Origin of the sequence: Pseudomonas sp. RW407 (assembly GCF_003176655.1) — a bacterium.
Taxonomy (GTDB): Bacteria; Pseudomonadota; Gammaproteobacteria; order Pseudomonadales; family Pseudomonadaceae; genus Pseudomonas; species Pseudomonas delhiensis.
This window is the reverse complement of sequence record NZ_QGSL01000106.1, coordinates 1,495,629-1,512,234: the sequence shown is the minus strand read 5'-3', so window position 1 is coordinate 1,512,234 and position 16,606 is coordinate 1,495,629. Positions and strand designations below refer to the sequence as shown.

Sequence of the window (16,606 nt, the reverse complement as noted above, 5' to 3'; positions counted from 1 at the left end):
ATGGATATCGACCTCGCCGCCTTCCACTTCCTGCGCCCGCTGTGGCTGCTGGCACTGCTGCCCGGCGTCCTCTTCCCGCTGCTGTGGGCGCGCCGCCACGACCTGGCGCGGCGCCTGGACGGCATCATCGCCCCGCACCTGCTGCAGCACCTGGTGATCACCCCGCAGGACAACCAGCGCCTGCGCCCGGTGCACCTGCTCGGCGCCTTCCTGGTGCTGGGCGGCATCGCAGCCGCCGGGCCGACCTGGGAGCAGGACCGTCCGGCCTTCCTCGACAACCGCGCGCCGCTGATCCTGGCCCTGGACCTGTCGCCCTCGATGGACGCCGACGACGTGCCGCCCTCGCGCCTGGAGGCGGCCAAGCACAAGCTGCACGACCTCATCCAGCGCCGCGCCGGCGGCCATACCGCGCTGCTGGCCTATGCCGGCAGCGCGCACCTGGTGCTGCCGGCTACCGAGGACCCGGCCCTGCTGGACAGCTTCCTGCAGGCGCTGTCCAGCAACCTGATCGAGCGCAGCGGCAAGGACGCCCTGGGCGCCATCGAGGTGGCCAAGCGCCTGCTGGCCGCCGAGCAGGCGCCGGGCACCCTGGTGCTGGTCACCGACGGCGCCGACCGCACCCAGTTCGACGCCATCGGCAAGGCCCTGCAGGGCAGCGAGCTGCAGGTGCTGGTGCTGGCCGTGGGCAGCCAGGACGGCGGCCTGCTCAAGGGCGGCCAGGAGGACGCCGAGGGCCGGCCGCTGCTGGCGCGCTTCGACGCCGAGGGCCTGAAGGGCCTGGCCGACGCCGCCGACGCTCCCCTGGGAAGCCTGACGCTGAACGACGACGACCTGGACTGGATCGAGCTGCACGCCCAGCAGCACTTCCAGGCGGCCCAGGACGACGGCCGCGAACTGCACTGGAAGGACGCCGGCTACTGGCTGTGCTGGCCGTTGCTGGCGCTGGCGCTGCTGGCCGTCCGCAAGGGCTGGCAGGTGCACTGGCTGGGCGCGGCGCTGCTGGCCCTGGGCCTGGGCTGGCCGGCGCCGCCGGCACACGCCGGGCCGCTGGCGGACGCCTTCTTCACTGCCGACCAGCAGGGCCGCTGGGCCTTCGAGCACGAGCACTACCCGCAGGCCGCGGCGCACTTCCAGGATGTGTACTGGAAGGGCATCGCCGCCTACCGCGCGGCGGACTACCCACTGGCCCTGGCCAGCTTCGCCCGGCTGGACACGGCGCAAGCGTATTTCTACCTGGGCAACACCTATGTGCGCCTGAGCAAGTTCGAGCAGGCCATCGCCGCCTACCGCCAGGCCCTGGCGCGCCAGGCGGACTTCCCCGAGGCCAAGGCCAACCTGGCCCTGGCGCAGGCCCTGCAGAAGGACCGCGACGCCCAGCAGGAAGCCGGGCCGCCGGACGAGAAGGCCGACAAGGAGGTGTTCGACAACACCACCGGCAAGGGCAAGTCGGTGCCGAGCCAGACCGGCCAGGCCAGCTCCGACGAGCAGTGGCTGAGCAACCTGACCACCTCGCCGGCGCGCTTCCTCAAGCGCAAGTTCCTGCTGCAGGACGCCGCGCGCAACCCGGCCACGGAGGCCACGCCATGAAGCGCCTGCTGCTGTGCCTGCTGCTGGCCCTGCCCGTGCCGGCGCTGGCCGACGAACCGCTGGTGAAGGTGCGCAGCCAACTGCTGCCGGGCGACTCGGTGCTGGTGGGCGGCACCCTCAGCCTGCAGCTGGACCTGCTGGTGGACACCTGGTTCAGCGCAGCGCCGCAACTGCCCAAGCTGGCGCTGGACGGCGCGGTGGTGTCGGTGCCCAGCGGCGAGGCCACGCACCTCACCGAGCAGATCGACGGCAAGCCGTTCTTCGGCCTGCGCTACAGCTACCAGATCACCCCGCAGCAGGCCCGCGCCTTCGACATTCCCGCCCTGGCCATCCAGGTGCAGCCGGGGCAGGGCAGCGGGCCGCTGACGGTGCACAGCCAGCCCCTGCATTTCACCGCCCGCGAGCCCGCCGGCGGCGAGGCCGGGGCGCAGCGGCTGGTGGCCCGGCAGCTCGACTTCAGCCAGGTGCTGGAGCAGTCGCACAAGCCGCTGCGGGTAGGCGACAGCGTCACTCGGCGCCTCCACGTGCAGGCCGAAGGGGCCCAGGCGATGTTGATCCCGGCGCCGGCCTTCGCCGAGGTGGACGGGCTGCGCCGCTACGTGCAGACGCCGACGGTGAAGCCCATGGGCGACGGGCGCGGCGGCGTCGACGGCGGCGAGCGCGAGGATGCGGCGACCTACGTGGTGAGCGAGGCCGGCCGCTTCAGCCTGCCGGCCATCGAGCTGCGCTGGTGGGATGCCGCCACGGGCGAGCAGAAGACCGCCTCCGTGCCGGCCCTGGACCTGGAGGCCAAGGGCGCGGCCGGCTACCAGGCGCCGTTCTCCATCACCGAGGACCTGCGCCGCCTGGGGCAGAAAGCCCAGGTGCACATCGCCGGGCACTGGCTGCTCATCGGCCTGGCCCTGGTGCTGCTGGCCGCGCTGGCATTCGCCGGGCAGCGCTGGGGCGCGCCGCTGGTCGGCCAATGGCGCAGCTGGCGCCAGCGCCGCCAGCAGGCCTGGCTGGACTCTCCCGAATACGCCTGGCGCCAGGTGCGCCCGCAGCTCGAAGGCTCGCCGCCGCAGCTGGGCGCGCTGTACCTGTGGCTGCGCCGGCGCACCGGATGTCACGAAATGAGTAGCGCCTTTGGCCGCCTGCCCGAGCCGACTGTCGATTATTTGCTAGCGTTTTTCAGAACTCGCTATGGACGCGAACACCGTGCAGACACCCCGGAGGCGCTTCTGAAGGCGCTGCCCGGGCTGCCGAAGGCTGTTGCCGAACACGACGAACCCGCACCGGCGCACCACAGCCTCAAGCCGTTGAACCCCTGAAGCAAGGACGTCCCATGTACGCACACCGCACGCCACCCACCCTGCGCTGGATCTTCACCCTGCTGCTCTGCCTGCCGCTGCTGGCCCAGGCGGCCGAGGTGCTGCCGTCGTGGAACGACGGGCCCTCCAGGCAGGCCATCGTGAAGTTCGTCGAGGCGGTGAGCACCGAGGGCGGCAAGGACTACGTGAAGCCCGCCGAACGCATCGCCGTGTTCGACAACGACGGCACCCTGTGGACCGAGCAGCCGCTGTACTTCCAGGTGCTGTTCGCCCTGGCCGAGGTGAAGCGCATGGCGCCGCAGCACCCGGAGTGGAAGGAGCAGATGCCGTTCAAGGCGGTGCTGGAGAACGACCAGAAGGCCCTGGAGGCGGCCGGCATGCGCGGCCTGCTGGAGATCGTCATGGCCACCCACACCAACATGAGCACCGAGGCCTTCACCGACAACGCCCGGCGCTGGCTGGCCAGCGCCACGCACCCGCGCAGCCACAAGCCCTACACCGAGATGGTCTACCAGCCGATGCTGGAACTGCTGGGCTACCTGCGCGAGCACGGCTTCAAGACCTACATCGTCTCCGGCGGCGAAGTGGCCTTCATGCGCGCCTTCGCCGAGGAGGTCTACGGCATCCCGCCGGAGCAGGTGATCGGCACCACCTTCGCCACCCGCTTCCAGGACGACGAGGGCGCGCTGTCGATCCAGCGCCTGCCCAAGCTCACCCACAACGACGACGGCGCCGGCAAGCCCGAGAGCATCGACGCCATCATCGGCCGCCGGCCGATCCTCGCCTTCGGCAACTCCGACGGCGACCTGCAGATGCTGCAGTGGACCACCGCGGGCGAAGGCCTGCGCTTCGCCGGCCTGGTGCACCACACCGACGGCGAGCGCGAATGGGCCTACGACCGCCAGAGCAAGGTCGGGCGCCTGGACAAGGCGCTCGACGAGGCCACGGAGAAGGGCTGGACGGTAGTGGACATGGCGAAGGAGTGGAAGCGGATCTATCCGTTCGAACAGCAAGCGGGAAACAACTGAACCGCAGGATCGCAGCGGGGCGCCAGCCGGCCGGTCGGCGCCCCCGGTGAACGTAGTCGTGGCTCACGACAAGCAAACTGGAAAGGAGTAACACCCACATGAAACGCACGGGAAGATGGTTGTCGCGCTTCGCCCTGGCGGCGACGGCGATAGTCGGATGCTCGGTCGCCAGCGCCGCTGACAAGCCGAACATCCTGGTGATCTTCGGCGACGACGTCGGCCAGACCAACATCAGTGCCTACGCCTTCGGCGTGGTCGGCTACAAGACGCCGAACATCGACCGCATCGCCCACGAAGGCATGATGTTCACCGACTACTACGCGGAGAACAGCTGCACCGCCGGCCGTTCCACCTTCATCACCGGCCAGTCGGCGTTGCGCACCGGCCTGTCCAAGGTCGGCATGCCTGGCGTGCCGGTGGGCCTGCAGGCGCGCGACATCACCATCGCCCAGGCGCTCAAGGCCCAGGGCTACGCCACCGGGCAGTTCGGCAAGAACCACCTGGGCGACCGCGACGAGTACCTGCCGACCAATCACGGCTTCGACGAGTTCTTCGGCAACCTGTACCACCTCAACGCCGAGGAAGAGCCCGAACGCCCGTACTGGCCGAAGGACGACGAGGCCTTCACCAAGGCCGCCACGCCGCGCGGGGTGATCCACTCCACCGCCGACGGCAAGATCGAGGACACCGGCCCGCTGAACAGCAAGCGCATGGAGACCATCGACGACGACACTACCCAGGCCGCCATCAACTTCATGGACAAGCAGGTGAAGGCCGACAAGCCGTTCTTCGTGTGGATGAACACCACGCGCATGCACGCCTTCACCCACGTGCGCGACTCGATGAAAGGGCAGAGCGGCATGCTGGGCAACGAATACGCCGACGGCATGATCGAGCACGACGGCGACGTCGGCAAACTGCTCAAGGCGGTGGATGACCTGAAGATCGCCGACAGCACCATCGTCATCTACACCACCGACAACGGCCCGAACCAGTGGTCCTGGCCGGATGCGGCGACCACCCCGTTCCGCAACGAGAAGAACTCCAACTGGGAAGGCGCCTACCGGGTGCCGGCGATGATCCGCTGGCCGGGCCACATCAAGGCCGGCGAAGTCTCCACCCAGATGGTCTCCGGGCTGGACTGGTTCCCGACGCTGCTCGCCGCGGTGGGCGACACCGACATCAAGGACCGCCTGCTCAAGGGCGCCAACGTCGGCGGCAAGAACTTCAAGGTGCACCTGGACGGCTTCAACCAGCTGGACTACCTGACCGGCAAGGCCGACAAGAGTGCGCGCAACGAGTTCTACTACTTCAACGACGACGGCGAGCTGGTGGGCATGCGCTTCGGCGACTGGAAGATCGTCTGGTGCGAACAGCGCGCGCCCGGCGGCCTGCAGGTGTGGAGCGAGCCCTTCACCTGCCTGCGGGTGCCCAAGCTGTTCAACCTGCGCATGGACCCGTACGAGCGGGCGGACGTGGTCTCCGACCAGTACTACGACTGGCTGACCAAGAACGACTACCTGCTGTTCCAGGGGACGCAGAAGGCCGCGAAGTTCCTGCAGACCTTCGTCGAGTACCCGCCGAGCCAGCGCCCGGCCAGCTTCAGCATCGACCAGATCCGCGAGAACGTGGACAAGCAGATCGAAGCGAAGATGAAGCAGCAGGGCACTGCGAAGTAAGCTGTGCCGCATAGGAGGCCCGCGAGCCGGGCTTCCGGACCGATGCCTGCGACGGCTTTGCCGTCGCAGGCTTTTCCATTTTCCGACAAGGCCGTCCGATGCCCTCAGCTGCCAACCCGCCCCGTATGCGATCCCGTCGTGCCGTTGGCGCGGAAGTCCCTTCCCGGGCCCACCTGCAGATGCTGCTCCCGGCCCTGCTGATGTTCGCCTCCGGGGGCGCGGCGCTGGTGTTCCAGGTGCTGTGGGTGAAACAGCTTTCCCTGGTGGTGGGGGTGGAGGTGTATGCCGTCACCACCGCCATCAGCGCCTTCTTCGCCGGCCTGGCCCTGGGCGGCCTGGCCTTCGGCCGCTGGGCCGACCGCCTGCGCCGGCCGGTGCGCCTGTACGCCGGCCTGGAGCTGCTGGTGGCGGCGCTCGGCGTCGCCGCCAGCGTGGCCCTGGCCCACGCCGCCGGGCCCTTCGCCCGCCTGGAGGCCGGCATTGGCCTGGCGGCCTGGCTATTGCCCTTCGTCCTGGTCGGCCTGCCGGCCTTCTTCATGGGCGGCACGCTGCCGGTGCTGGTGCGGGCGCTGAAACCGGCGAACGACCAACTGGGCCGCGCCGGCGGTGGGCTGTATGCGGCCAATACCGCCGGCGCCATCGCCGGTACGCTGCTGGCGGCCTTCGTGCTGCTGCCGGCCCTGGGCGTGCTCGGCAGCGCCTGCGCCGCCGCCGGCCTCAACCTGCTGGCCGCCGCCGGCGCGCTGCTGGCCCGCCGCGAGGCCGTGGAACCCGCCGCGCCCGCCGGGCAGCCGGTGGCGCCGCGCAGCCCCGCGGCGCGCCTGGCCATCGCCCTGTACTGCGTGGCCGGCGGCGTGGCCCTGGGCTACGAAGTGGTGTGGACGCAGTCCATCGTGCAGTTCATGAGCACCCGCGCCTTCGCCTTCGCCATGGTGCTGGCCACCTACCTCTGCGGCCTGGTGCTGGGCAGCGCGCTGTACGCCCGGCGCGCCGACCGCATCCGCGATCCCTGGGGCCTGTTCGGCCTGCTGATCGCCGCCGCCGGGCTGCTGGCCATCCTCCAGGTCGCCGGCCTCGGCCACTGGCTGGTGGGCGCGCAGACCCGCGCCGAAGCACTGGTGCTGGGGCTGGGCGGCAGCGAGCTGGCCGGCATGTGCGCGCGCTTCGCCGTGGCCGCGCTGTGCGTGGTGTTCCTGCCCACCACGCTGCTGGGCGCCGCCTTTCCCCTGGCCCTGCGCCTGGCGGTGGACAGCGCCCACGTGGGCCGCGACGTCGGCCTGGTGGTGGCGCTCAACACCCTCGGCGGCATCCTCGGGGTGATGCTCACCGGCTTCCTGCTGGTGCCCGGCCTGGGCCTGGTGCGCAGCCTGGCGCTGCTCGCGGCGCTGGCCGCGGCCGTCGGGCTGCTGGCGGTATGCCGCGGCCAGCAGGTGGGCAAGCGCATGCGCCTGGGCGTGGCGCTGGTCGCCGTCGCCACCCTGGCGGCCGGCGCGCTCACCTCGCCGCGGCACCTGGCCGAACTGCTGCCGGCCGCGCGCAACGGGCAGATCACCTTCTACGAAGAGGGCCGCGGCGGCACCGTGGCGGTGGTGGAGCAGGGCAGGGGGCAGAACCGCTTCAGCCGCCTGTACATCCAGGGCGTGTCCAACACCGGCGACGCCATGCCCTCGTTGCGCTACATGCGTCTGCAGGCGCTGCTGCCGCTGCTGGTGCACGACGGCGAACCGCGCTCGGCGCTGGTGATCGGCTTCGGCACCGGCATCACCGCCGGCGCCATGCTGCGCTACCCGGCCCTGCAGCACCCGGTGGTGGCCGAGCTGCTGCCCGAGGTGCTGGCCGCGGCGCGGCACTTCAAGGGCAACTTCGACGCCCGCCACGACCCGCGCCTGGACATCCGCCTGCGCGATGGCCGCCGCGAGCTGCTGCGCAGCGCCGAGCGCTACGACATGATCACCCTGGAACCGCCGCCGCCTTCGGCCGCCGGTGTGGTCAACCTGTACTCGCGGGACTTCTACCAGCTGGCCGCCAGCCGCCTGGAGCAGGGCGGCATCGTCGCCCAGTGGCTGCCGCTGCCGACGCAGAACGAGGAGGACAGCCGCGCGCTGGTGCGCAGCTTCATCGACGTCTTCCCCCATGCCTGGCTGTGGACCACCGAGTTCCACGAGATGCTCCTGGTGGGCTCGCTGCAGCCGCTGCGCCTGGACGTGCCGCGCATCCGCGAGCGTTTCGCGCAGCCGGCGGTGGCCGCGGCCCTGGGCGAGGTGGGCGTGGACTCGCCCGAGGCGCTGCTGGCCACCTGGGTGACCGACCGCGCCGGGCTGGAAAGCTTCGCCGGCGACGCGCAGCCGGTCACCGACGACCAGCCGCGCATCGAGTACGCGCCCTGGGTGCGCGCCAGGGAGATCACCCGCGTGCTGCCGGTGCTGCTGGCGCTGCGCCGCGCGCCGCCGCTGGAGGGCGCCGAGCCGTCCTTCCGCGCCGCGGTGGACGACCACTGGGCGCGCCTGCGGCGCTTCTACGACCTGAGCCTGCACGCCTACCGCGGCGACCGCCAGGCCTGGGCCCGCGACGCCCGCCAGGTGGTCCGCGACGACGGCGACAACCCCTACTACCGCTGGTTCCTGGGCGGCGAATAACGCCTCCGAGGTCGACCTTGGCGTGGGTTGTGGCACGGGTGTATCGGCGTATAACCGCGAACGGTTATACGCCCTACGCCACGGCCGAACCCCGTAGGGCGCATAATGCCTCCGGCGTTATCCGCCGTTTGGCCTGGGCCTCAAGCGGCTCCAAGGTCGACCTTGGCGTGGGTTGTGACATGGGTGTATCGGCGTATAACCGCGAACGGTTATACGCCCTACGCCACGGCCGAGCCCCGTAGGGCGTATAACGTCTCCGGCGTTATCCGCCGTTTGGCCTGGGCCCCAGGCGGCTCCGAGGTCGACCTTGGCGTGGGACGTGGCCGGGGTGTATCTACGCGCGCGGCGCCAGCAACTGGCGGCGGCGGGCGCCGGGGGTGAGGTCGAACCAGCGCCGGCAGGCGCGGTTGAACACCGCCTGTTCGCTGTAGCCGAGCATGTTGGCGATCTGCGCCAGGGGGATGTCCCGCGCCGCCAGGTAGGTTTCCGCGCGCTCGCGGCGGACGCTGTCGACCACCTCGTCGAAGGTCAGCCCCAGTTCGCCCAGGCGGCGCTGCAGGGTGCGCTCGTGCAGGCCCATCTGCTCGGCCACCAGCGGCAGGCGGCAGCGCTGGGTGGGCAGCATGCGCGTGACCCAGCGCCGCACCAGCTCGCCCAGGTCGGCGCCTTCCTGTTCGAACTGGCTGAGGTACTGCACCAGGGTGCGGTGCAGCGCCGGGTCCTGCTGCTCGATGCGCTGGTCGAGCTGGGCGCGGGTCAGCAGCATGGCGTAGCCGGCCTGGCCGCTGCGCACCTCGGTATGGAAGTAGCGCCGGTAGCGCAGCAGCGGTACCGGGCTTGCGCCGTGCAGCTCCACTGCCTGGGCCTTGAAGCCGGGGCCGCAGAGCAGCTTCATGGTGTTGTGTGCCACGCCCATGGCCAGCTCGGCCATCTGCCGCTGCTGCGTCACCCCGGGGATGCGCAGGGCGATGCACAGGCGCGGGGCCTGGCCGGGCGCTTGGTCGAGTTCCAGCTGGATGCCCGGGCTGTGGTAGCCGATGAACCGCACCACGTCGCCCAGGGCGTGGGCCACGGTCACCGAGTGGCGGGCGATGGCGGCGATGGGGCCGAGCACGTGCAGGTTCTGGTGCTCGGCCATGCGCAGGCCGAAGTCCGGGCAGCCCAGTTCGGCGGCGGCGTATTCCAGCAGCCCCACCAGCGAGCGGAAGGGCACCCGGGCGTCCTCGTCGTCGAGCAACTGCGGCTTGATGCGGAAGCGCCGCAGGTACGCGGCCGGGTCCTGGCCGTGCTGGGCGACCAGCTCGCGGAAGCCGGTGAAGGAGGTGGTGCGGATGAAAGGTTCCATGTCGTGAAGAATCAATTATCTGTCATCAAAGATCAATCAATCGGACGACGGCCAGCGAAGAATCCGAGGCGTTCCCTTCCCACTCACCGGAGCACCCCATGGAATTCGACTACATCATCGTTGGCGCCGGCTCGTCCGGTTGCGTCCTGGCCAACCGCCTGAGCGCCGACCCCGGCGTTTCCGTGTGCCTGCTCGAGGCGGGGCCGGAGGACCGCTCGCCGCTGGTGCACGCGCCGGCGGGCATCGCCGCCATCCTGCCCACGCACCACGTCAACTGGGCCTTCGATACCGTGCCCCAGGCCGGCCTGGGCGGGCGCGTCGGCTACCAGCCGCGGGGCAAGGTGCTCGGCGGCAGCAGCTCGATCAACGGCATGATCTACATCCGCGGCCACCACAGCGACTTCGACGACTGGGCGGCCCTGGGCAACCCCGGCTGGTCCTTCGCCGAGGTGCTGCCGTACTTCCGCAAGAGCGAGCGCCACCACGGCGGCGGCTGCGAGTACCACGGCGGCCAGGGCGAGCTGTACGTCGGCCAGGTGAACGCCCATGTGGCCTCCCATGCCTTCATCGAGGCCGGGATGCACGCCGGCCATCGCTACAACGAGGATTTCAACGGCGCCGAGCAGGAAGGCGTGGGCCACTACGAGGTGACCATCCGCGACGGCCGCCGCTGGAGCGCCGCCACCGCCTTCCTCAAGCCGATCCGCCAGGCGCGCGGCAACCTCACGGTGCTGACCGGCGCCCGCGCCGAGCGCATCCTGCTGCAGGGCAAGCAGGCCTGCGGCGTGCGGGTGACGCACAAGGGCCAGCACCTGGAGCTGAAGGCGCGCCGCGAGGTGCTGCTCAGCGCCGGGGTGTTCGGCAGCCCGCAGTTGCTGCTGCTCTCGGGGATCGGCCCGGAGGCCGAGCTGAAGCCCCATGGCATCCGCGTGCAGCACGAGCTGCCGGGGGTGGGGCAGAACCTGCGCGACCACCCGGACGTGGTGCTCTGCTACCGCAGCCACGACACCTCGCTGCCGGGCTACTCGGTGCGCGGCGGTGCGCGCATGAGCGCGGCCCTGGCGCAGTACCTGGCCAGCCACAGCGGCCCGCTGGCGAGCAACTTCGCCGAGGCCGGCGCCTTCCTGCGCACCGGCCCCGAGCAGAGCCGCCCGGACGTGCAGCTGCATTCGGTGGTGAGCCTGCTGGACAACCACAACCGCACCCTGCACTGGGGCCACGGCTTCAGCTGCCACGTCTGCGTGCTGCGGCCCAAGAGCGCCGGCAGCCTGGGCCTGCAGTCCGCCGACCCGGCCGCGGCGCCGCGCATCGACCCGAACATCCTCGGCCATGACGACGACGTGCAGACGCTGCTCAAGGGCTACCGCATGGCGCGGGAAATCTGCGAGCAGCGGCCCATGGCGCGCTTCGGCCTGAAGGACCTGTACAGCGCCGGCCTGCACAGCGACGAGCAACTGGTGGAGGTGCTGCGCCGCCGCACCGACACCATCTACCACCCGGTGGGCACCTGCCGCATGGGCCCCGACGAGGACGCGGTGGTGGACAGCCGCCTGAAGGTCCGCGGCATCGAGGGCCTGCGCGTGGTCGACGCGTCGATCATGCCGACCCTGGTGGGCGGCAACACCAACGCCGCGGCGATCATGATCGCCGAGCGCGCGGCGGGGTGGATCGGCGGGGCCTGAGGCGGGCCGGCTGTCGCGCAAAGAGCAGGGTGCGGCGGCCGCGCCGCCATCTTCGGCTAGGCTTGCCAGGCATGGTCGGGCGCGCCGTCATTCGCGCGGCGCCCCGGCCCCGCTTCCCACTGCCCAGAGCCCCGCATGCCCCAGGCCCGCGACCTGATCATCTGCGAATACTGCGACGCCGTGTATGAGCGCGCGCCGCTGCAACGCCACCAGCGCGCATTGTGCGTGCGTTGTGGCGGCGTGCTGCAGCGGCACACCGCGCTGACGGTGCAGCAGCGCCTGGCGCTGAGCCTGACCGGCGCCGTGCTGCTGGCCTTCGCCAACGCCTACCCGGTGATGACCATCAGCATGAAGGGCCTGAGCAACTCGGCGACGCTCTGGGACTCGGTGCTGGTCCTCAGCAGCGGCAGCATCACCTTCATCGCCCTGGTGGTGGCCCTGGCCATCATCATCGCCCCGGTGCTGCAGGTGACGTTGCTCACCTGGGTGCTGGGCTTCGCGCTGGGCCGCCGCCGCGCGCCGGGCTTCGCCCTGTGCATGCGCGCCCTGGAGGGGCTGCGGCCGTGGAGCATGCTGGAGGTGTGCCTGCTCGGCGCCATGGTGGCGGTGATCAAGCTGGCCGGGCTGCTGGAGGTGATCCCCGGCATCGGCCTGGTGGCCCTGGCGGCGCTGAGCGTGCTGCTGATCGCCATCGCCGGGCGCGACATCCGCGACCTCTGGGAGCTGGTATGAGCACGCCGCCGCTGGCCCCGCAACTGAACCTGTGCCTGTGCCACGGTTGCGGCCATACCTGCGACCTGGGCCGCAACGCCCATGAGTGCGAACGCTGCGGCGCGCCGCTGCACGCGCGCAAGGCCGACGCCATCAACCGCGGCTGGGCATTCCTGGTGGCGGCGCTGGTGTTCTACGTGCCGGCCAACCTGCTGCCGGTGATGCGCACCGAAATGCTCGGCCAGGGCGTGGACAGCACCATCGGCGGCGGCGTGCTGGAGTTCTGGGAGGCGGGCGCCTGGGACATCGCGCTGATCATCTTCATCGCCAGCATCGGCGTGCCGGCGATCAAGTTCGGTTCCCTCGGCCTGTTGCTGTTCACCGCCCAGCGCCGCAGCGCCTGGGCGCGCCGGCAGCGCTCGCAGCTGTACCGTTTCGTCGAGCTGATCGGCTACTGGTCGATGCTCGACGTGATGGTGGTGGCGCTGGTGGCGGCGCTGGTGCAGATGCGCGGGCTGGGCACCATCGAGCCGCGCCCGGGCATCCTCTTCTTCGGCCTGGTGGTGGTACTCACCATGCTTTCGGCGATGAGTTTCGACCCTCGCCTGATCTGGGACGACGATCCGCACAAGGGAGACCGAATCGATGGCGCAGGACACACATGACCCGGCGCCGCCGGGGCGGGCCGAGGTGCGCACGCGGCGCTGGAACCTGTCGCTGGTCTGGATAGTGCCGATCATCGCGCTGCTGGTCGGCGCCTCGCTGGTGGTGCGCAACTGGATGCAGCAGGGGCCGGTGATCTCCATTTCCTTCGCCACCGGCGAAGGGCTGGAAGCGCACAAGACCCAGGTGAAGTACCGCAGCGTGGTGATCGGCGAGGTGACCTCGGTGGAACTGGCCAGGGACCGCAAGGGCGTCGTCACCAAGGTGCAGCTGTCCAAGGACGCCGAGTCCTTCGCCAGCCGCGGCGCCAAGTTCTGGGTGGTGCGGCCGCGCATCGGCGCCGGCGGCGTGTCCGGGGTGGACACCCTGCTGTCGGGGGCCTTCATCGGCGCCGACGCCGGCGAGGCCAGCGCCCCGGAGAAGAACTTCACCGGCCTGGAGTCGCCGCCGCCGATCACCTATGGCGAGAAGGGCAAGCGCTTCATGCTCGGCGCCGACGACCTGGGCTCGCTGGATATCGGCTCGTCGATCTACTACCGGCGCATCCCGGTGGGGCAGGTGGTGTCCTATGCCTTGCGCCAGGACGGCAAGGGCGTGGACATCGGCGTGTTCGTCAATGCGCCCTACGACGCCTTCGTCACCCAGGACACGCGCTTCTGGAACGCCAGCGGGGTGGACCTGTCGGTGGACGCCAACGGCCTGAAGGTCAACACCGAGTCGCTGTCCTCGCTGCTGGTCGGCGGCCTGGCCTTCGGCACCCCGGACTTCGCCGCAGACGCCAAACCGGCGGCGGACGAGCAACGCTTCCAGCTGTTCGCCGACCGCGACACGGCGCTGGCCCCGCCCACCGGCAAGCCGCTGTACCTGAGCCTGCGCTTCGACCAGTCGATGCGCGGCCTGTCGGTGGGCGCGCCGGTGGAGTTCATGGGCGTGCCCTTCGGCAAGGTCACCTCGGTGAAGCTGGACTACGACGAGGTGAAGCAGAGCTTCCCGGTGATGGTCGACGCGGTGGTCTACCCGCAGCGCCTGGGACCGGTGCACCAGAAGATGCTGCAGGCCTTCCACCATTCGCCGGAGGACGAGGCGGGCACCCGCCAGCTGCTCGCCAGCTTCGTCGAGCACGGCCTGCGCGCCCAGGCCCGCAGCGGCAACCTGATCACCGGGCAGATGTACATCTCCCTGGACTTCTACCCCGACGCGAAGAAGGTGGCCTTCGACACCAGCGCCCAGCCGTTCGCCATCCCCACCGTGCCCGGCAGCCTGGACAAGCTGCAGGAGCAGTTGCAGGAAATGGTGGAGCGCATCCGTAAGCTGCCGCTGGAGCGCATCGCCAACAACCTGGACGGCAACCTGCGCGAGCTGCAGAACAGCCTGAAGCAGTTCAACGGCCAGACCCTGCCCGGTGTGAAGGGCACCCTGGACGAGGTGCGCAAGACGCTGCAGACGGCCAACGCCGCGCTGTCGGAGGACTCGCCGCAGCGCCAGAAGCTGGGCGACACCCTGGAGGAACTGGACCGCATGTCGCGCTCGCTGCGCGACCTCTCGGACTACCTCGGCCGGCACCCCGAATCGCTGATCCGCGGGCGCCCGAAGGCCGCGGGCGTCGACGACCTGCAGCCCTGACAGGGCCATGCCAAAGGAGTGAACGAGATGCCCAAGCTGCCGAAGCTGCTCATGGCCGGGCTGCTGCCGTTGTTCTGGGGCTGCAGCAGCGCGCCCATCCACTATCACACGCTGGTGCCCGCGCAGCCGGGGCAGGGCGCGGCGAGCGGGGTGCGCGTGGAACGCGTGAGCCTGCCGCCGCAGGTGGACCGCTCGCAGATCGTGGTGCGCCAGGGCGGCAGCGGCCTGGCCATCCTGGAAACCGAATGGTGGGGCGCCAACCTGGTGGACGAGTTCCAGAATGCCCTGCAGGACCAGCTGGGCGGCCCGCCCGGCGCCGCGCCCAGGGCGGTGCTGCGGGTGGAGGTGCAGCGCTTCGACTCGGTGCCGGGGCGCTACGCGCTGCTGGACGCCACCTGGCGCCTGAAACGCGCGGGCGGCCAGGGCGAGCTGAGCTGCCACACCACGGTGCAGACGCCGGCGCAGAACAGCGTGGAAAGCCTGGTCAGCGCGCACCAGGCCAACCTGCGCCAGCTGGCCACCGCCATCGCCCAGGCCGCGGCCGGCCAGGGGCGTTGCCCGGCGCCGTAGGGTCGATGCCCGGGATCGGCAGATCGCGGACGGAGTCCGCTCCTACGGGGGAATGCCATGCCTTACGGGTATCCGCCATTGCCCGGGCACCGGTGTTCCGGCCGGCGGCGTATAACCGCGAACGGTCATGCGCCCTACGCGTCCGCGCCTCCCTGCCCGTAGGGCGCATAACGCCTACGGCGTTATCCGCCATTGCCCGAGCACCGGCGTTCCGGCCGGCGGCGGATAACCGCGAACGGTTATTCGCCCTACGCGTCCGCGCCTCCCAGCCCGTAGGGCGCATAACGCCTACGGCGTTATCCGCCATTGCCCGGGGCACCGGTGTGTCGGCCGGCGGCGGATAACCGCGAACGGTTATACGCCCTACGCGTCCGTGCCACCCGGCAACCTGTAGGAGCGGACTCTGTCCGCGATTTCGCGCGCAGGGCGCGCTCCTGCATGGGGGCGTCAGTGGAAGGGATAGATGTAGTTCAACCAGGACGCCATGCGCAGCAGGATCTTGCGCATCACCGCCAACTCGTGGGCGTGCTCGCTGTACACCGCGGCCTGGCCGAAGGCGCCGCCGGGCAGGGTGGCGCGGTATTGCTCGAAGGCCGGGTCGGTGATGTCGAGGAGCACCGGCACGCGGCCCGGCGGCGGCGAGCCGCTGAAGCTGATCAGGTTGCCGCCGGGCTGGATCTGGCCTTCGCCGATCACCGGCAGCACGCGCCGCACCTTGGCCTGGAACACCTGGCCGGGCAGGCCGTCGAAGGCGATCTCGGCGGCGTCGCCGGCGTTCAGGCGCAGCTGGCTGTTCTGCCGCATCCAGGCCACGTAGAAGTAGTCCTCGTTGGGGATGAAGACCATCGACGGCCGGGTGGCAAAGCGCGTGGCGCGCACGCCGGGGCGCAGGATCAGCTGCGACACGATGCCGTCGGCCGGGGCGTGCACCGTGGTGCTTTCCAGGTCGTAGCGGGCGCCGATCAGCTGCGCCTCGATGGCGTTGACCTGGGCGGTGGCCTGGTCGAGGTCGCGGCGGTTGCCGACATTGCGCTGCACCAGGGTGGAAGCGCGATAGAGGTCGGCCTTGGCCGACACCAACTGGGCCTCCAGCGCCTTCACCTTGCTCTCGAAGGGCGTCGGGTCCAGGCGGAACAGCACGTCGCCTTTCTTCACCGCGCGGTCGCGCTCCACCGGCACCTCGATCACCTGGCCGCTGACGTTGGGCGAGATGGGCGTGCTGATGAAGTAGCTGCGGGCCACCTCGGAGTAGGGGTGGTTGTAGTTCATGAAGAACACCAGGCAGCCCACCAGGACCACGCCGCCGAGGGCGGCGGTGGGCACGGTCCACTTGTTCCTGGGAATGCGGAACAGCTTGAAGACGGCGACGCAGAGGGCGGCGTAGGTCAGCAGGAGCAACGTTTCCATCTCAGTGGCTCCCTTCGTCGTGCGGCGCGTGGGGCGCGGCGAGGGTGCGCTTGAGTTCCACCAGCTCGGCCTTCAGCTCGGCCAGCTCGCGCTCGGTGGCCGGCGCGTTCGGGTTGCCCATGCCCCAGCCGCGGTCCTCGCGGTAGAGCGTCGCCCAGATCCACAGCAGCGGCCAGATGACGTGCAGGGTGAACAGGCTCACCCAGCCGGCCACGTGGATGGAGTCCTGGTGCGGGTGGTTGCGTTCCTTGGCGATCTCGTAGGGGATGTCGTGGATGGCGATGATGCCGTAGAAGAGAATCAGGGCGACGGCGATGAGGATTCCCAGGGCTACGTAGTTCAGCATGGGCGTTCTGTTCCTTGAG

13 protein-coding genes are annotated in these 16,606 nt (G+C 70.4%); 10 read left to right on the top strand and 3 right to left on the bottom strand.

Translation table 11 applies throughout. The features are described from left to right. From DK254_RS23530 to DK254_RS23510, 5 genes are all read left to right on the top strand, one after another. A complete protein-coding gene (locus DK254_RS23530; protein WP_109935716.1) occupies positions 1-1,587 on the top strand; it encodes a VWA domain-containing protein in 1,587 nt (528 codons plus the stop codon). Continuing rightward, positions 1,584-2,897 carry a BatD family protein gene (locus DK254_RS23525; RefSeq protein ID WP_109935715.1) on the top strand — a complete coding sequence of 438 codons (1,314 nt, stop codon included), beginning with the start codon at positions 1,584-1,586 and terminating at the stop codon, positions 2,895-2,897. Before DK254_RS23530 ends, DK254_RS23525 begins: the two co-directional genes overlap by 4 nt. 14 nt (positions 2,898-2,911) lie before the next feature. Further along, positions 2,912-3,925: an HAD family phosphatase gene (locus DK254_RS23520; RefSeq protein WP_109935714.1), complete on the top strand. Its 1,014-nt coding sequence runs from the start codon at positions 2,912-2,914 to the stop codon at positions 3,923-3,925. Positions 3,926-4,023: 98 nt separating this feature from the next. Further along, complete coding sequence (locus DK254_RS23515) at positions 4,024-5,604, top strand: arylsulfatase (protein WP_109935713.1); 1,581 nt, start codon at positions 4,024-4,026, stop codon at positions 5,602-5,604. Positions 5,605-5,729: 125 nt separating this feature from the next. Next, a complete protein-coding gene (locus DK254_RS23510) occupies positions 5,730-8,240 on the top strand; it encodes a fused MFS/spermidine synthase (protein ID WP_371921173.1) in 2,511 nt (836 codons plus the stop codon). A gap of 334 nt (positions 8,241-8,574) precedes the next feature. Here the strand turns inward: DK254_RS23510 and DK254_RS23505 are convergent, their stop codons facing one another. Next, the gene (locus tag DK254_RS23505; RefSeq protein ID WP_109935711.1) at positions 8,575-9,585 is read right to left on the bottom strand and encodes an AraC family transcriptional regulator; all 1,011 of its coding nucleotides are present in this window, start codon (positions 9,583-9,585) and stop codon (positions 8,575-8,577) included. 98 nt (positions 9,586-9,683) lie between these two features. Between DK254_RS23505 and DK254_RS23500 the strand changes: the two genes are divergently transcribed. The 5 genes from DK254_RS23500 (at position 9,684) to DK254_RS23480 (ending at position 14,834) form a co-directional block, all read left to right on the top strand. After that, entirely contained in the window at positions 9,684-11,267 is a 1,584-nt protein-coding gene (locus DK254_RS23500) for a GMC family oxidoreductase (RefSeq protein WP_109935710.1), read from the top strand. 135 nt (positions 11,268-11,402) lie between these two features. Next, positions 11,403-11,999 (top strand): paraquat-inducible protein A, encoded by a 597-nt coding sequence (locus DK254_RS23495; protein ID WP_109935709.1) that lies wholly within the window; start codon positions 11,403-11,405, stop codon positions 11,997-11,999. Then, the gene (locus DK254_RS23490) at positions 11,996-12,643 is read left to right on the top strand and encodes a paraquat-inducible protein A (RefSeq protein WP_109935708.1); all 648 of its coding nucleotides are present in this window, start codon (positions 11,996-11,998) and stop codon (positions 12,641-12,643) included. Before DK254_RS23495 ends, DK254_RS23490 begins: the two co-directional genes overlap by 4 nt. After that, entirely contained in the window at positions 12,624-14,264 is a 1,641-nt protein-coding gene (locus DK254_RS23485; protein ID WP_109935707.1) for an intermembrane transport protein PqiB, read from the top strand. The genes DK254_RS23490 and DK254_RS23485 overlap by 20 nt, the downstream gene beginning before the upstream one ends. 27 nt (positions 14,265-14,291) lie before the next feature. Beyond that, positions 14,292-14,834, top strand: coding sequence for a membrane integrity-associated transporter subunit PqiC (locus DK254_RS23480; RefSeq protein WP_109935706.1), 543 nt, complete (start codon positions 14,292-14,294; stop codon positions 14,832-14,834). A 447-nt stretch (positions 14,835-15,281) separates the two neighbouring features. Here DK254_RS23480 and DK254_RS23475 read toward each other — a convergent pair whose 3' ends face one another. Both DK254_RS23475 and DK254_RS34605 read right to left on the bottom strand, forming a co-directional pair. After that, a complete protein-coding gene (locus tag DK254_RS23475; protein ID WP_109935705.1) occupies positions 15,282-16,241 on the bottom strand; it encodes an HlyD family secretion protein in 960 nt (319 codons plus the stop codon). Between the two features lies 1 nt (position 16,242). Further along, positions 16,243-16,587 (bottom strand): DUF3302 domain-containing protein, encoded by a 345-nt coding sequence (locus DK254_RS34605; RefSeq protein ID WP_109935835.1) that lies wholly within the window; start codon positions 16,585-16,587, stop codon positions 16,243-16,245. Positions 16,588-16,606: the final 19 nt, after the last annotated feature.

What these genes read in the sequence shown, in the direction of transcription:
- DK254_RS23505 (WP_109935711.1), bottom strand. Translation starts at nt 9,585, where the DNA reads ATGGAACCTTTCATCCGCACCACCTCCTTCACCGGCTTCCGCGAGCTG.
- DK254_RS23495 (WP_109935709.1), top strand. Translation starts at nt 11,403, where the DNA reads ATGCCCCAGGCCCGCGACCTGATCATCTGCGAATACTGCGACGCCGTG.
- DK254_RS23485 (WP_109935707.1), top strand. Translation starts at nt 12,624, where the DNA reads ATGGCGCAGGACACACATGACCCGGCGCCGCCGGGGCGGGCCGAGGTG.
- DK254_RS23520 (WP_109935714.1), top strand. Translation starts at nt 2,912, where the DNA reads ATGTACGCACACCGCACGCCACCCACCCTGCGCTGGATCTTCACCCTG.
- DK254_RS23480 (WP_109935706.1), top strand. Translation starts at nt 14,292, where the DNA reads ATGCCCAAGCTGCCGAAGCTGCTCATGGCCGGGCTGCTGCCGTTGTTC.
- DK254_RS23530 (WP_109935716.1), top strand. Translation starts at nt 1, where the DNA reads ATGGATATCGACCTCGCCGCCTTCCACTTCCTGCGCCCGCTGTGGCTG.
- DK254_RS23525 (WP_109935715.1), top strand. Translation starts at nt 1,584, where the DNA reads ATGAAGCGCCTGCTGCTGTGCCTGCTGCTGGCCCTGCCCGTGCCGGCG.
- DK254_RS23515 (WP_109935713.1), top strand. Translation starts at nt 4,024, where the DNA reads ATGAAACGCACGGGAAGATGGTTGTCGCGCTTCGCCCTGGCGGCGACG.
- DK254_RS23500 (WP_109935710.1), top strand. Translation starts at nt 9,684, where the DNA reads ATGGAATTCGACTACATCATCGTTGGCGCCGGCTCGTCCGGTTGCGTC.
- DK254_RS23510 (WP_371921173.1), top strand. Translation starts at nt 5,730, where the DNA reads ATGCGATCCCGTCGTGCCGTTGGCGCGGAAGTCCCTTCCCGGGCCCAC.
- DK254_RS23475 (WP_109935705.1), bottom strand. Translation starts at nt 16,241, where the DNA reads ATGGAAACGTTGCTCCTGCTGACCTACGCCGCCCTCTGCGTCGCCGTC.
- DK254_RS34605 (WP_109935835.1), bottom strand. Translation starts at nt 16,587, where the DNA reads ATGCTGAACTACGTAGCCCTGGGAATCCTCATCGCCGTCGCCCTGATT.
- DK254_RS23490 (WP_109935708.1), top strand. Translation starts at nt 11,996, where the DNA reads ATGAGCACGCCGCCGCTGGCCCCGCAACTGAACCTGTGCCTGTGCCAC.